11 protein-coding genes and 1 tRNA gene are annotated in these 13,586 nt (G+C 65.9%); 2 read left to right on the plus strand and 10 right to left on the minus strand.

The genetic code is table 11. The features are described 5' to 3' along the window. Positions 1-281: 281 nt before the first annotated feature. From ADIAG_RS12925 to ADIAG_RS12965, 9 genes are all read right to left on the minus strand, one after another. A tRNA-Pro gene (locus ADIAG_RS12925) sits at positions 282-355 on the minus strand. 84 nt (positions 356-439) lie between these two features. Further along, a complete protein-coding gene (der, locus tag ADIAG_RS12930) occupies positions 440-1,975 on the minus strand; it encodes a ribosome biogenesis GTPase Der (RefSeq protein WP_007271831.1) in 1,536 nt (511 codons plus the stop codon). Between the two features lie 156 nt (positions 1,976-2,131). After that, positions 2,132-2,794 (minus strand): (d)CMP kinase, encoded by a 663-nt coding sequence (cmk, locus tag ADIAG_RS12935; protein ID WP_007271832.1) that lies wholly within the window; start codon positions 2,792-2,794, stop codon positions 2,132-2,134. After that, complete coding sequence (locus tag ADIAG_RS12940; protein WP_007271833.1) at positions 2,794-3,897, minus strand: prephenate dehydrogenase; 1,104 nt, start codon at positions 3,895-3,897, stop codon at positions 2,794-2,796. Before ADIAG_RS12940 ends, cmk begins: the two co-directional genes overlap by 1 nt. A gap of 4 nt (positions 3,898-3,901) precedes the next feature. Continuing rightward, positions 3,902-4,966 carry a pseudouridine synthase gene (locus ADIAG_RS12945; protein WP_007271834.1) on the minus strand — a complete coding sequence of 355 codons (1,065 nt, stop codon included), beginning with the start codon at positions 4,964-4,966 and terminating at the stop codon, positions 3,902-3,904. A 9-nt stretch (positions 4,967-4,975) separates the two neighbouring features. Beyond that, positions 4,976-5,647, minus strand: coding sequence for an SMC-Scp complex subunit ScpB (gene scpB, locus ADIAG_RS12950; RefSeq protein WP_007271835.1), 672 nt, complete (start codon positions 5,645-5,647; stop codon positions 4,976-4,978). After that, positions 5,644-6,558, minus strand: coding sequence for a segregation and condensation protein A (locus ADIAG_RS12955; protein ID WP_007271836.1), 915 nt, complete (start codon positions 6,556-6,558; stop codon positions 5,644-5,646). The genes scpB and ADIAG_RS12955 overlap by 4 nt, the downstream gene beginning before the upstream one ends. Next, on the minus strand, positions 6,558-7,454 hold the full coding sequence (locus tag ADIAG_RS12960) for a ParA family protein (RefSeq protein WP_007271837.1): 897 nt from the start codon (positions 7,452-7,454) through the stop codon (positions 6,558-6,560). The genes ADIAG_RS12955 and ADIAG_RS12960 overlap by 1 nt, the downstream gene beginning before the upstream one ends. Before the next feature lie 211 nt (positions 7,455-7,665). Further along, positions 7,666-8,982, minus strand: coding sequence for a cation:dicarboxylate symporter family transporter (locus ADIAG_RS12965; RefSeq protein ID WP_007271838.1), 1,317 nt, complete (start codon positions 8,980-8,982; stop codon positions 7,666-7,668). A 234-nt stretch (positions 8,983-9,216) separates the two neighbouring features. Between ADIAG_RS12965 and ADIAG_RS12970 the strand changes: the two genes are divergently transcribed. Together ADIAG_RS12970 and ADIAG_RS12975 are read left to right on the plus strand one after the other, a co-directional pair. After that, entirely contained in the window at positions 9,217-10,959 is a 1,743-nt protein-coding gene (locus ADIAG_RS12970) for a sensor histidine kinase (protein WP_007271839.1), read from the plus strand. Further along, entirely contained in the window at positions 10,960-11,670 is a 711-nt protein-coding gene (locus ADIAG_RS12975) for a response regulator (RefSeq protein ID WP_007271840.1), read from the plus strand. A gap of 10 nt (positions 11,671-11,680) precedes the next feature. Here ADIAG_RS12975 and ADIAG_RS12980 read toward each other — a convergent pair whose 3' ends face one another. Then, on the minus strand, positions 11,681-13,582 hold the full coding sequence (locus ADIAG_RS12980) for an AMP-binding protein (protein ID WP_007271841.1): 1,902 nt from the start codon (positions 13,580-13,582) through the stop codon (positions 11,681-11,683). Positions 13,583-13,586: the final 4 nt, after the last annotated feature.

Here is a 13,586-nt window from a genome sequence, read left to right on the forward strand (position 1 = left end):
AGATGGAGCTACAGAGCTTGACGCGATGCCATGGTCCTGACGGGCTTCCACGGCATTACTGGCGGGAATCGGCCCACGCGTGGGCCCCTAGATGGCTATCTGGGTCCTCGTGCGGCCGTGCGAACAAGCCGGCGAAATCGGTGGGCACCTTCTGGGCACTTTCAGTTCCGGTAGACCAACAGCAATCCGTGGAAACCCGACGGAGTGGGGAAAAGTCCCCGGACATGGAAAAACCCCGGCAGATCAACGCTACTTCGTTGTTCTGCCGGGGTATTAACCGGTCGGGCTAGCGGGATTCGAACCCACGGCCTCCTGACCCCCAGTCAGGCGCGCTACCAAGCTGCGCCATAGCCCGGTTGCTTTCGCAGCCGTTCTCCCTCATTTTCATGAAGGTGCCGTCTGCGAAAAGCTCCGTGATTACCCTACCCCATTTTTGGGGCTACTTCGAACGCTGACGCTTTTCGCGCACACGCATCGCCACTTCAATGGGAGTGCCCTCAAAACCGAAGGTCTCACGAAGCCTGCGGGTAATGAAACGACGGTACCCCGGATCCAAGAAACCAGTGGTGAACAGAACAAAACGCGGTGGCCGGGAGGACACCTGGGTACCGAAGAGAATACGTGGTTGCTTGCCTCCGCGCAGGGGGTGCGGATGGGCTCCCACAAGCTCGCCCAGGAAGGTGTTGAGCTTGCCGGTGGAGATGCGCTTATCCCACGATTCCAGGGCCGTGTGCAGGGCCGGAACGAGCCGGTCCTTGTGCCAGCCGGTCTTGGCCGAGATGTTCACGCGCGGGGCCCACTCAACGTGGGCGAGGTCCTGTTCGATCTCGCGCTCGAGGTAGCGGCGGCGGTCATCGTCCATCAGGTCCCACTTGTTGAAAGCGAGCACCAAGGCACGGCCCGAGTCAATGGTCATCTGCAAGATGCGCACATCCTGCTCGGAGAGCACCTCGTCGACGGCGATCAGCACGACGGCGACCTCGGCCTTTTCCAGGGCGGCCTGGGTACGCAGCGAGGCGTAGTAGTCCGAACCCTGGGCCATGTGCTGGCGGCGGCGGATGCCCGCGGTGTCCACGAAGCGCCAGATTTCGTCGCCGAGCTCCACGAGCTCATCAACCGGGTCACGGGTGGTGCCAGCGACGTTGTCAACGACCACGCGCTCCGAGCCGGCCATCTTGTTCAACAGCGAGGACTTGCCCACGTTCGGGCGGCCGACCAGCGCAATGCGGCGCGGGCCGCCACGCGGGATGATCCCGCCGAAGGCCGAGTGCTCGGGCAGCTTGGCTACCACGGCGTCAAGCAGGTCCGCGGCACCGCGGCCGTGCAGGGCCGAGACCGGCCAGGGCTGGCCGAAGCCCAGGCCCCAGAGGAAGGAGGCGTCGGCTTCCTGGTTGGCGTCGTCAACCTTGTTGGCCACCAGCAGCACCGGCTTCTTCTTCCGGCGCAGCATCTTGACCACTGCCTCGTCGGTGGCGGTGGCCCCGACGCGCGAGTCCACCACAAAAAGGATGACGTCGGCCAGGTCAGCGGCCATTTCGGCCTGCTCGGCGACGCGGGCGTGGATGCCCTTGGCGTCATGTTCCCAGCCACCGGTGTCCACCAGTGTGAAGGTCTTGCCCAGCCATTCGGCCTGGTAGGTGACGCGGTCGCGGGTCACGCCCGGGACATCCTCCACGACCGCTTCGCGGCGGCCCAGGATGCGGTTGACCAGCGTGGACTTGCCCACGTTGGGACGCCCGATGATGGCCAGCACCGGGGCGATGACCTCGTCGGCGTCGTCATCGTAGTCATCGTTCAGGTGCGCCAGCAGCTCGGCGTCTTCGGAGTCCAGGTCGTAGTCCTGAAGACCTGCCAGCAGGGAGGTGGCACGCGCGTCGGCGTCCTCGTCGCTGATTTCGGCCAGGCGGTCGGCGATGTTGTCCTCGTTGAACGGGACGTATTCGGCGCCCTCGTCCGGAAGCAGGCTCTCACTCATGGTGTGGTTCCTTTGCGTTGCGTGCCTCCACCAAACGCGGAAGCCGTATCAATTCAAGCATGTCTCCCCCGGGGGGCTGCAGCGGCGCCTTGGCGCAACTGCCCTCCGGTGGGGATAGGGGGGGGTGATCCGTGTGGCGGCGGATCAGGTGGTGTCTTAGGCGGCCTGGGCCTTGATGGCCTCAAGCACCGTCGCCACGGTCTGTTCGAAGTCGAGCTCCGAGGAGTCGACGGTCACCACGCCGTCGGCGGCAACCTGGAAGTTGACCACCGTGGAGTCCTTGGCGTCGCGGGCGAGCACCTGGGCCTCGAGTTCGGCGGCGCTCTGGGTTCCGCCCAGTTGCAGTCCGCGGCGGCGCAGGCGCGCCTCCTCGGATGCGGTGAGCAGGATGCGGGCGTCGGCGTCGGGGGCCACCACGGTGGTGATGTCCCGGCCTTCGGCCACGATCCGCTCATGCTCGTTGATGATGGCCCGCTGCCGGGCCACCAGCTCCGCGCGTGCCTGAAGGTTGGTGGCCACCGCCGAGACCGCCGCGGAGACGAACGGTTCGCGGATGGCCTCGGTGACATCGGTGCCGTGGATGGTGATGCGTTCCACGTCCGGGTCGGTGGAGATGAACAGCTCAGCTGCCTTCACCGCTGCGGTGACGGCCGCTGCGTCGGCGAGGTCCGTGCCGGCATCCAGTGCATGCCAGGTCACGGCCCGGTACATGGCACCGGTGTCCAGGTAAGCCGCATTCAGGCGGCGGGCCGCCTCCTTGGAGACCGAGGACTTGCCGCTTCCGGAGGGGCCGTCGATGGCCACGGTGATTCTCTGCATTACTGCACAACCTTCCAACCTAGTGCGCTGAGCACTGTGATCAATTCTTCCCGGCGTCCGGGGATGACGGAGATGTCGACCAGTCCGACCTGGTGTCCGGCGGAGTGTTCCATCCGCAGGTCCTCCATGTTGATGCCGGCGTTCCCGACATCGGCCAGCAAGGCGGCAACCTGGCCCGGCTTGTCCTTGACCACGACGGTGACCAGGGCGAAGGCCTGCGGCGGGGCGCCGTGTTTGCCCGGGATGCGCGCCTGTCCGGCGTTGCCCTCCCCCATCAGCTCGGCGAGGTCCAGCAGGGCGCCGGAGGCCGTGGGGTCGGCCAGGGTGCCGATGAGCCGTTCCAGGTCCTCACGCATGCCGCGCAGGATCGGGACCAGTGCCCCGGCGTTGTGGCTGAGGATCTGGATCCACAGGCTCGGGTCCGAGGCCGCGATCCGGGTGGTGTCGCGCAAGCCGTTGCCGGCCAGCGCCAGCGAATGCCCCGGGGCGCTGAGCAGCCTCGAGGCGATCAGCGAGGAGGCTACCTGCGGGAAGTGCGAGATCAGCGCGACGGAATCATCGTGCTCGACCGCGTTCATCCGTGAGACCGTGGCCCCCAAATCGATGGCCAGGGCCTCGGCGGTCTTCACCGCGTCGCCGCGCGAACCGGAGTGCGCGCAGATGACCCACGGCATCGAGGTGAACAGTCCGCTGCGTGCCGAGGCCGGACCCGAGCGTTCGCGCCCAGCCATCGGGTGGGTGCCCACGTAGCGGGCCAGGTGCGCGGCGGTGATCCGCGGATCGCTTTGCACCCCGGCCAGGATTGAGCCCTTGACCGAGGCGATGTCCACCACGGTGGACATCGGGTAGTCGCACAAGGCTTGGGCGACGACGGCGACGGTGACATCAGGCGGCGCGGCAACCACCACCAGCTCGGGGGCCAAGGGTTTCCCGGGCACTATCACGGTGCCGGCGCCGATGTCCTGCGCGACGGTTTGGGCCGTGGGAGAGGGGTCGGAAAGCCAGACGGAAAGCCCGCGCTGGCTCAGCCCCAGCCCCACGCTGGTGCCCAGCAGCCCGGTGCCAAGAACCAAGATCGGTCCGGCCAGGTGCGTGGTGGGCATGAAGCTACATCCCCACCATTGCCAGCAGGTGCCCGACTTCCTGGTTGCCCAGCGGACGGATGGCGCCCTGCTTCTGGTCGCCCAGGCGGATGGGTCCGACCTGCACGCGCACCAGGCGGGTGACGGGGAATCCGACCTCATCAAAGAGGCGGCGGACGATGCGGTTGCGGCCCGAGTGCAAGATGACTTCCACGAGCATGTGCCCGGGGGTGGAATCGATGATCCGGAAGGAATCGACCGAGGCCCACCCGTCTTCGAGCTTGATGCCCTTCTTCATTTGCGCGCCGATGCCCGCGGGCAGCGTGCCGCGGACCTGCACCAGGTAGGTCTTGGGGACTTCGTAGGAGGGGTGGGCCAGCCGGTTGGCTGCCTCTCCGTCGTTGGTCAGCAGCAGCAGGCCCTCGGTCTGGTAGTCGAGGCGGCCCACATGGAAGAGGCGTGTCTGGCCCTGCTTGCGCAGGAAGTCAGCGACGCATTTGCGACCCTCGGGATCTTCCATGGTGGAGACGACGTTGCGCGGCTTGTTGAAGACGAAGTACTGCATCGCGGCGTTCAGCTGCAGGCGCATGCCGTCCACGTGTACCCTGTCGCGCTCGGGGTCGATGCGCACACCGGGTTCCACGATGAGGGTGCCGTTGACCTCGACGCGGCCGTTGGCGATCATTTCCTCGCAGACGCGGCGCGATGCCACCCCGGCGTTGGCCATGACCTTCTGCAGGCGCACACCCTCAAGATCCGAGTTGGCTGCCTGCGCTTGGGCGCGCTGGGTCGGCTTGGTGCGCACGGCGTCAACCGGGCCCAGGCTCTGTCCGAAGCGTTCCTTGCCGAAGGCCTTGGGTCCACCGTATTTCTTGGCCGGGGCACCTGACTTCTTGGCCTGCTTGGGACCGCCGTGTGCCTTGGACCAGGAACCTGTTGATCCCTCGGTGCCGCGTTCGGAGCCCGAACGCGGGGTGGACGAGCGCGGCTTGTCGTTGGAACGGCCAGCGCCGGACGCTCCGCGGCCGCGGCCGTTGCCGGAGCCTTCGGAGCGCTGGTTTCCGCGGCCTGGGCGGGATCCCTGGGTCATGATCTGTCCTTATGTCGTGTCGTGGTTCGCCGATTGCCAAGGCGAATCAACGTCGTAATCGTCAATGTCACCCACTCCGGGAAGATACGGGGAGAGCCGGGGCAGCTCGGAGATACTGCCCAGTCCCAATCTTTCCAGAAAGTACGTGGTGGTCTGATACAACGTGGCACCACTATCACCGTCGTCGGGCGCTTCATGAATGAGCCCGCGCGTCAGAAGGGTGCGTACCACCGAATCGACATTGACCCCGCGAATCGCCGCGATCCTGCCGCGGGAGACCGGTTGCCGGTAGGCGATCACAGCCAAGGTTTCCAACGCTGCCTGAGTAAGTCTTGCCGTTTGGCCGTCGATGACGAAGCGTGAAACGAAGGAAGCAAATTCACGTCGAGAGAAGATGCGCCAGCCGCCGGCCAATTCACGCAGCTCAAAACCGCGTGGTGTATCCCCACCATCATACTGTGCCCGCAGCTCTTGCAGGGCCGCTGTGACGCGATCCTCACCGACCTGGAGCACCCGTGCCAGGGCCGACGCGCCGATGGGCTCGTCGATGACCATCAGCACCGCCTCGATGCCGGCACACAGCCCCCCGGGCAACGCGTCCACCTCGCTGCGCGGAGCCCCGTCATCCCGCGGATGACCTGCCCAGGACAGGCTGGCGGGATCGTTCGGGCTGTGGTTCATGGTCCCTCCGCGGGTGCCGTGGGCGTTGTTGTGTCCGATCTCTCGCCGGCAGGCACCGGGACGGGACCGTATTCCTCGCTCAGCGCCGCCGGATCCCAGTCGGTTTCACTCGATTGCCAGCGCACCAGCAACTCTTCCAGCGGTGCGTCCTGGGTGAAGGCGACGACCTGATCCCGGTACATCTCCAGCAGCGCGAGGAAGCGGGCTACCACCACCAGCTGCGTGGGGGCGTCGGCGACCAGTTCGCCAAAGGCTAGTGTGCCGTGTTGACGCAGTTTCTCGGCCAGGATCAGTCCCTGTTCGCGCACCGAGACGTTGCCCCCGTGCAGGTGGGCGATGCCCACTTCGGTGGGGGCAGGTGTCTTGGGGGCCAGGGCCGCGGCGGCGAGCTGGGCCAGTGAGCCCGGGGTGGTGTTGAACATCAGTTCCGGTAGCAGCGCGGCGAAGTGTGCCTCGAGCCCCGCCATGCGCGGGTAGCTTTCGGCCTCGTCGCGTAGTTTTGTCCCGATCCAGCCGGCGGCGTGCTTAAACGCCTTGTATTGCAGCAACCGGGCAAAAAGCAGGTCGCGGGCCTCGAGCAGCGCCATGTCCTCCTCGGACTCGGCGTCGGCGTTGGGCAGCAGGCGCGCCGCCTTCAAGTCCAACAAGGTGGAGGCGATGACCAGGAACTCGGTGGTCTCATCCAGGGACTTGGACCCGGGCAGGGCGGTGAGCACCTTGAGGTAGGCAATAAAATCGTCGGTGACCTCGGCCATGGCGATCTGCGTGATGTCCAGCTCGCGCTTGGCGATCAGCGAGAGCAGCAGGTCGAAGGGTCCGGTGAAGTTCTGCAGCGAAACCCGAAAGCCACCGGTCGGTTCCGCATCGGGAACCGGCTCGGTGGCCAGGGTGTCAGCGGCGGGTGCCGTCATTACGGGGCGCCACCACGGGATATCAATTCCTTGGCCAGCTGGCGGTAGGCCTCGGCCCCGGGGTGATTGGTCGCGTAGGACGTGATGGGTTCGGCCGCGACGTTGGCGTCGGCGAACTTGATGGTCCGGCGGATCACCGTCTCAAAGACGGTGTCCCCGAAGGCCTCGACCAACCGGCCCACGACCTCGCGGCCGTGCAGGGTGCGCGGGTCGTACATGGTGGCCAGCACCCCGTCGATGGCCAGCGCCGGGTTCAGCCGGTCCTGGACCTTCTCGATGGTTTCCACCAGCAGCGCCACGGCGCGCAGCGCGAAGAACTCGGCGGTCAGCGGGATGATGACCCCGTGTGCGGCGGTCAACGCGTTGACGGTGAGCAGTCCCAGCGACGGCTGGCAGTCGATGAGCACGATGTCGTAGTCGTCGGTGACCGAACGCAGGGCACGTTCTAAGACCTGCTCGCGTGCCACCTCGTTAACCAGCTGCACTTCTGCTGCCGAGAGGTCAATGTTGGCCGGCAACAGATCAACATTCTCGACGTCGGTGGTGATGATCGCGTCGCGAATTCCGGTCTTGCGGTCCATCAGCACGTTGTACACGGTGACGTCCAGCTCGTGCGGGTTGGTCCCGAAGCCTGCCGAGAGGGCACCCTGGGGGTCGAAGTCCACCAGCAGCACCTTGCGGCCGTACTCGGCCAGGGCCGCGGCCAGGTTGATGGTCGAGGTGGTCTTGCCGACCCCGCCCTTCTGGTTAACCATGGCAATCACGCGGGCCGGGCCGTGGGATTCCAGTGGCAAAGGCTCGGGGAAAATCGTCATCGGCCGCCCGGTGGGTCCCAACGGTGTGGGCTCCTTGAGTAAGCCCGCGCCTCGCGACTTGCTGCCCTGTTCCTCGCTCACGGTATGAACCACGCTTCCGTTCGTTGTGCGATGTTGTTGTCTACTGGTTTCAAGGGTATAGGTTGTGCGCCAGCCTTTGCCCAATCGGCGTTACGGCGAGCCTTTACCTTGAAGTTGAAGTCCAATGTTGGGCTATGGCGGTGCACACACCAACGCCAGGGCGCCCGCTCGTGCGGCGCCCTGGCGTTCCTCAGCTGGTGGTGCGGTGGCGCTAGTGCTCGTTGGCGGTCAGCGACAGCTCGTCGAAGGGACGGTCCCCGGCCAGTACCGCACGGGCCTGGTCCATATCGATTTCCTTGGTCCACTTGCCAATCAACAAGGTGGCCACGGCGTTGCCGGTGAAGTTGGTCAGCGCGCGGGCCTCGGACATGAACTTGTCGATGCCCACGATCACGCCCATGCCATCAAGCAGTTCCGGGCGGTGCGACTGCAGGCCAGCGGCCAGCGTGGCCAGGCCGGCGCCGGTGACTCCCGCGGCCCCCTTGGAGGCGATGATCATAAAGACCAGCAAGGAGATCTGCTCGCCCAGGCTCATCGGCATGCCCATCGCGGTGGAGACGAACAGGGCGCTCATGGTCAGGTAGATCGCGGTGCCATCAAGGTTGAAGGAGTAGCCGGTGGGAACCGTGATGCCTACAACCGGCTTGGAGACCCCGGCGTGCTCCATCTTGGCGATCAGCCGCGGCAGCGCCGATTCGGAGGAGGAGGTGGAGAAGATCAGCAGGTATTCGCGGGCCAGGTACTTCATCAGCGCGAAGATGTTCAGGCCGGTCACCGCGCGCAGCATCGACCCCAGGACCACGACGATGAACAGGGCACAGGTGGCGTAGAAGGCGCCCATGAGGATGGCCATGGAGCCGATGGCGGCCCAACCGGTGGCACCGACCACCGCGGCGATGGCACCGAAGGCGCCGATCGGGGCGAGCCACATGATCATCATCATCAGGCGGAAGACCACTGCCTGGATGCTCTTGATGGCGCCGAGCACCGGTTCCCCGCTCTTGCCCATGGACTGCAGCGCGAAGCCGACGAAGAGGGCCAGGACCAGGGTCGGGAGCACCGGGATGTCCCCGGGGATCAAATCCAGCAGGAACTTCACGGTGCCGTTCTCGGCGCTGGCCGCAGCGTTTTCGTACTTCTCCAGCTTCAACCCGGCACCCGGGTGGATCAGGTTGCCCACGAACAGGCCGATGGCCAGGGCGAAGGTGGACATGGTCATGAAGTAGAGCAGTGCCAGTCCGCCGACCTTGCCGACCGTGGCGGCCTTGGCGATCGAGCCGATGCCCAGCACGATGGTGCAGAAGATCACCGGGGCGATGATCATTTTGATCAACGCCACGAACCCGGTGCCCAACGGCTTAAGCGCCTTGCCCAGGTCCGGGGCCACCAGGCCGATGGTCGCACCGGCCACCACGGCAACGATGACCATGATGTACAGCCAGTGGGTGCGGTCCTTTTTGACCGGTGGATCCTGGTTTTCGTGGGGGTCCCGGTCCAGGACTCCGATCGATGCCGGCGTCGATGTCATGATGTGGCTCCTTCTGAAAGTTTTTGTGTCGGGGAACTCGGGTGCTGGTGGCGCTCGAGCTCCCGTGTACTTCATCTATGGTGGGTGCGAAAGTGACCGACATCTCTCTTGTGTTCATAATGGTCATGGCGCCCTCCGGGGCATGCCACCCTTGTGGGCGGAGCACAACGCACCGGGACGAAGCACCGCCCGGGTGCCCGCCGCCGAACCGAGAAGCTGAAGGAGGGCCCACCGATGCCGCAGCCAGCGCCACGCTCCACGGTGTCCCGCGGCGCCGCACGGGGACCGAGGTCCTCCTATTCGCTGGCCACCCGCATCTTCGTCGCGCAGCTGGCCCTGATTTCGCTGGTGGTGTTGGTTCTCTCCACCGCGAACTACCTCAACGCCCGCAGCCAAGCCCACGAATTCGCTGCCATGCGGGTGCTCTCGGTGGCCGAGACGCTCTCCCACGACCCGTTTGTGACCTTGGCGGTGCAGGGTGATGACCCGTCCGCCGTATTGCAGCCCTACACCGGGGAAGTGTTGCGGCACGCCACGGTGGACTTCGTGACCATCATGGATACCGATCGCACCCGCTACACCCACCCGACCGCCGGAGAGATTGGGCGCCAATACGTCGGCAGCGTCGAGTCTCCGCTGGCCGGGCAGAGCCTGGTGGAGGACTATGCCGGGACCTTGGGCCCCTCGGTGCGTGCCATCGCCCCGATCCGTGACGCCGCAGGAAACGTGACGGCCATGGTCGCGGTGGGAGTGACCCTGCAATCGTTGAGCGTCACCCAGGCCGCGCAGATACCGACAACGCTCGGGGTGGGGCTGCTGGCCGCCGGACTCGGCGCGGTGTTCACCTACGCGCTGGCCCGCTACTTGCGCCGGGCCACCCTGGGCTATGGGCCCGAGGAGCTGCGCCGGCTCTATGCCTACTATTTTTCCGCCCTGCATTCGCTGCGCGAGGGGTTGGTGCTGGTCGATGCCAAGGGCCGGCTGGTGCTCTACAACGACCAAGCAGCCCAGTTGCTGGGCCTGCCTCCGGCCGGCTCACTGCGCCCGCTGCCGGTGGACAAGGTCGGGCTGCCCGAGACCGTGGCCGAGCTTTTTGCCTCGGGCCGTCGCGCCACCGACGAGATCCACCTGACCAACAACCGGGTGTTGGTCATCTCCCAGCAGAACGCCGAGCAACCAGATTCGGGCCCCGAGGCCAGGGTGCCCTGGCCGCTGCGCCGGCGCCTGGTCGAATCCTCGCTGGGCACCGTGGCCACGCTGCGCGACCATACCGAGGTGCAGGCGTTGACCGGGCAACTGGAATCGATGCGGACCCTGACCGAAGCATTGCGTGCCCAGACTCACGAGCACGCCAATAGGCTGCATACCGTCGCGACGCTGATCGAGCTGGGCAGGGAACGGGAGGCCTTGGACTTCGCGGTGGCCGACCGGCAGGAATCCCAGCGGCTCACCGACGAATTTGTGCAGGCCGTCGACGAGCCGTACCTGACCTCACTGCTGGTGGGCAAGGCCGCCCAGGCGCACGAGCGCGGGATCACGCTGACCATGAGTGCTTCCGGGCACCTGCCCACCGGTGCGTTGGATGCCCGGGATTTGGTGACCATCACCGGGAACCTGCTGGATAACGCATTTGATGCAGCGGCCGGCTCTCAGCTGCGTCGGGTCTGGGCGGATTTTGCCGCAGATACCGACTCGGTGGTGATTTCGGTGGCCGATTCAGGGCCTGGGGTGGACCCCGATCTGCTCGATGAATACTTCCGGCTGGGGTCCTCCTCCAAGCCGGTGGGCCCCGGCAGCGGGTCGCGCGGCCTAGGCCTGGCCCTGGTGCGACAGGCGGTGGCGCGCCTGAACGGGTCCCTCGAGGTGGATAATGATGCCGGAGCCATCTTCACCGTCACCCTGCCGCTTGCCGGCCCGGTGTCCCGAGGCGCCGACCCGATGCCATCCGATGATCAGACCCCAAGGAAACACCGGTAAATGGATCAGCACCCAGATTTGCGCGTGCTTGTGGTGGACGATGAGGCCACCACCGCCGCGGCACATGCCAAGTTCACCAACCGGGTACCGGGATTTGCTGTGCACGCCGTCGCGCACAGCGGACGGGAAGCCTTCGCGGCTCTGGATACAGCACTGGAGGCCGGCACCCCCATCGACTTGGTGCTGCTGGATATGAATCTGCCGGATCTGCACGGTCTGGATGTCGCCCGGAGGGTGCGCGGGCGCGGGAACACCGTGGACATCATCGCGATCACCGCAATCCGGGACCTGAACGTGGTGCGCACCGCGATCTCCGCGGGCGTCACCCAGTACCTGATCAAACCCTTTGGCTTCGCCGCGTTTTCCGAAAAGCTGGAAAATTACCGGATGTTCCGCTTCAATCTGGGCACCACCGGGCCCTCGGCCTCACAGGAATCGATCGACAACGCGTTTGCCGCACTGCGCTCGGTGGGCCACGCCCCGCTGCCCAAGGGACTAATCACCGAGACCCTGGGCGCCATTGCCCAGACGCTGCGCTCGACGAGCGCAGCGCTCTCGGCCACCGAGGTCTCTGAGGTCCTGGAGATCTCCCGGGTCACCGCGCGGCGCTACTTGGAGCATCTGGCCGATGATGGCCAGGCCGAGAAGGCACCGCGGCACGGGACCCGGGGTCGTCCGGAGTACGAATACCGGTGGAGTCCGAAACGCTAGGACCAGCTATTTAGCCAGCAGGGCGCAGGAACGGGATCAGTTCCTCGATCACCGAGGGGTCCTCGATGGTGGCCGGCACCGTGTAGGGCTTGCCGTCGGCGATCTGTCGCATGGTTTTGCGCAGGATCTTTCCCGAGCGGGTCTTGGGCAGGGCGTCCACCACCTGAACCTGGCGGAAGTCGGCCACCGGGCCAATGTGCGCACGGATCATGGCCACCAATTCGGTGCGCAAGTCCTCCTCGCTGATGCCGGACCCGGTTTTGAGCACCACGTAGCCGCGCGGGCTCTGACCCTTCAGTGCGTCGGCGACACCGATGACCGCGCATTCGGCCACCGCCGCATGGGAACCAAGTACCTGTTCCATGGCCCCGGTGGAGAGCCGGTGTCCCGAGACGTTGATGACGTCGTCGGTGCGGCCCATCACGAACAGGTAGCCGTCCTCATCGAGAAACCCGGAGTCCCCGGTGGCATAGTAGCCCGGGAACTGTGCCAAATATGTATCGACGAAGCGCTGGTCGTTGCCCCAGAGCGTGGCCAGCGTGCCCGGGGGCAACGGCAGCTTGATGGCGATGTTGCCTTCGGTATTGGGGCCTTGCTCGGTGCCGAAACCGTCCAGGATCCGCACGTCGTAGCCGGGTACCGGGACCGTGGGGGAACCGGCCTTGAGCTCGAGTGCTTCCAGGCCCACACAATTGGAGGCGATCGGCCAGCCAGTCTCGGTCTGCCACCAGTTATCGATCACCGGCACCCCGAGCTTCTGACCCGTCCACCGGTAGGTGTCCGGATCCAGGCGTTCGCCCGCGACAAAGAAGTTCTTCAGGCTGGAGAGGTCGTGCCCGGCGAGCAGTGCCGCTTCCGGGTCGGCCTTGCGGATCGCGCGCAGCGCCGTCGGTGCGGTGAAGAAGGTATCGACGCGGTGTTCGGCGATCAGCCGCCAGAAGGCACCGGCATCCGGGGTGCCCACCGGTTTGCCCTCGTAGAGCACCGTGGTGGCCCCGGCGATCAGCGGGCCATAAACGATGTAGGAGTGCCCCACCACCCAGCCCACATCGGAGGCGGTGAGCATGGTGGAGCCGGGCCCGACCCCGTAGACGGTGCGCATCGAGTAGTCCATGGCCACCGCGTAGCCGCCGGAATCGCGCACCACACCCTTGGGCGCGCCGGTGGTGCCCGAGGTGTACAGGATGTACAACGGGTGGGTGGAAGGCACCGGGACCGGGGCGACAGCCGTGGCGGCATCGGCCAGCTCGTCCCAGTCGTGCCACGCAGTCTCGGGGCTCTGGAACTCGGCCAAGGAATGCTCGAAGTCGTCACGGTGGGCGACGATGACGGTGGGAATCTTGTGGGTGGCCATGGTGATGGCCTCGTTGACGGCCGGCAGGTACTCCAGGCGGCGGGAAGGTTCGACGCCGCCGGTGGCGGTGAGGACCGCGGTCGGGGTGGCATCGTCAATCCGGGAGGCAAGTTCCCGGGGAGCGAAGCCGCCGAAAACCACCGAGTGGATCGCGCCGATGCGTGCACAGGCCAGCATGGCAATGTGCGCCTGCGGGATCATCGGCAGGTAGATCAGCACCCGGTCCCCCATCCCAATACCCTGGGCGCGCAGCACCCCGGCAAAGCGTGCGACCTTCTCCAGCAGCTCGTCGTAGCTGTAGCGCTCCTGGATGCCAAGCACCGCCGAGTCGTAAATCAGCGCGGTGCTGCCCCCGCGTCCTGCCTGAACATGGCGGTCCAACGCGTTGTGGCAAACATTGAGCACCCCATCGGGATACCAGGAGTAGATGGGGGCGCGGCTTGCATCGAGTCCGATGACAGGCTCCTGCTCCCAGTCGATCGACTCGGCGGCCTTGAGCCAAAAGGCCGCAGGGTCCTGGGTGGAGTCGGCAAAGGTCTGCGCGTAGGAATGTGCCATGCGA

It is taken from the genome of Paeniglutamicibacter gangotriensis Lz1y, from assembly GCF_000348945.1.
GTDB classification, from domain to species: Bacteria; Actinomycetota; Actinomycetes; order Actinomycetales; family Micrococcaceae; genus Paeniglutamicibacter; species Paeniglutamicibacter gangotriensis.

What these genes read in the sequence shown, in the direction of transcription:
- der (WP_007271831.1), bottom strand. Translation starts at nt 1,975, where the DNA reads ATGAGTGAGAGCCTGCTTCCGGACGAGGGCGCCGAATACGTCCCGTTC.
- cmk (WP_007271832.1), bottom strand. Translation starts at nt 2,794, where the DNA reads ATGCAGAGAATCACCGTGGCCATCGACGGCCCCTCCGGAAGCGGCAAG.
- ADIAG_RS12940 (WP_007271833.1), bottom strand. Translation starts at nt 3,897, where the DNA reads ATGCCCACCACGCACCTGGCCGGACCGATCTTGGTTCTTGGCACCGGG.
- ADIAG_RS12945 (WP_007271834.1), bottom strand. Translation starts at nt 4,966, where the DNA reads ATGACCCAGGGATCCCGCCCAGGCCGCGGAAACCAGCGCTCCGAAGGC.
- scpB (WP_007271835.1), bottom strand. Translation starts at nt 5,647, where the DNA reads ATGAACCACAGCCCGAACGATCCCGCCAGCCTGTCCTGGGCAGGTCAT.
- ADIAG_RS12955 (WP_007271836.1), bottom strand. Translation starts at nt 6,558, where the DNA reads ATGACGGCACCCGCCGCTGACACCCTGGCCACCGAGCCGGTTCCCGAT.
- ADIAG_RS12965 (WP_007271838.1), bottom strand. Translation starts at nt 8,982, where the DNA reads ATGACATCGACGCCGGCATCGATCGGAGTCCTGGACCGGGACCCCCAC.
- ADIAG_RS12970 (WP_007271839.1), top strand. Translation starts at nt 9,217, where the DNA reads ATGCCGCAGCCAGCGCCACGCTCCACGGTGTCCCGCGGCGCCGCACGG.
- ADIAG_RS12975 (WP_007271840.1), top strand. Translation starts at nt 10,960, where the DNA reads ATGGATCAGCACCCAGATTTGCGCGTGCTTGTGGTGGACGATGAGGCC.
- ADIAG_RS12980 (WP_007271841.1), bottom strand. Translation starts at nt 13,582, where the DNA reads ATGGCACATTCCTACGCGCAGACCTTTGCCGACTCCACCCAGGACCCT.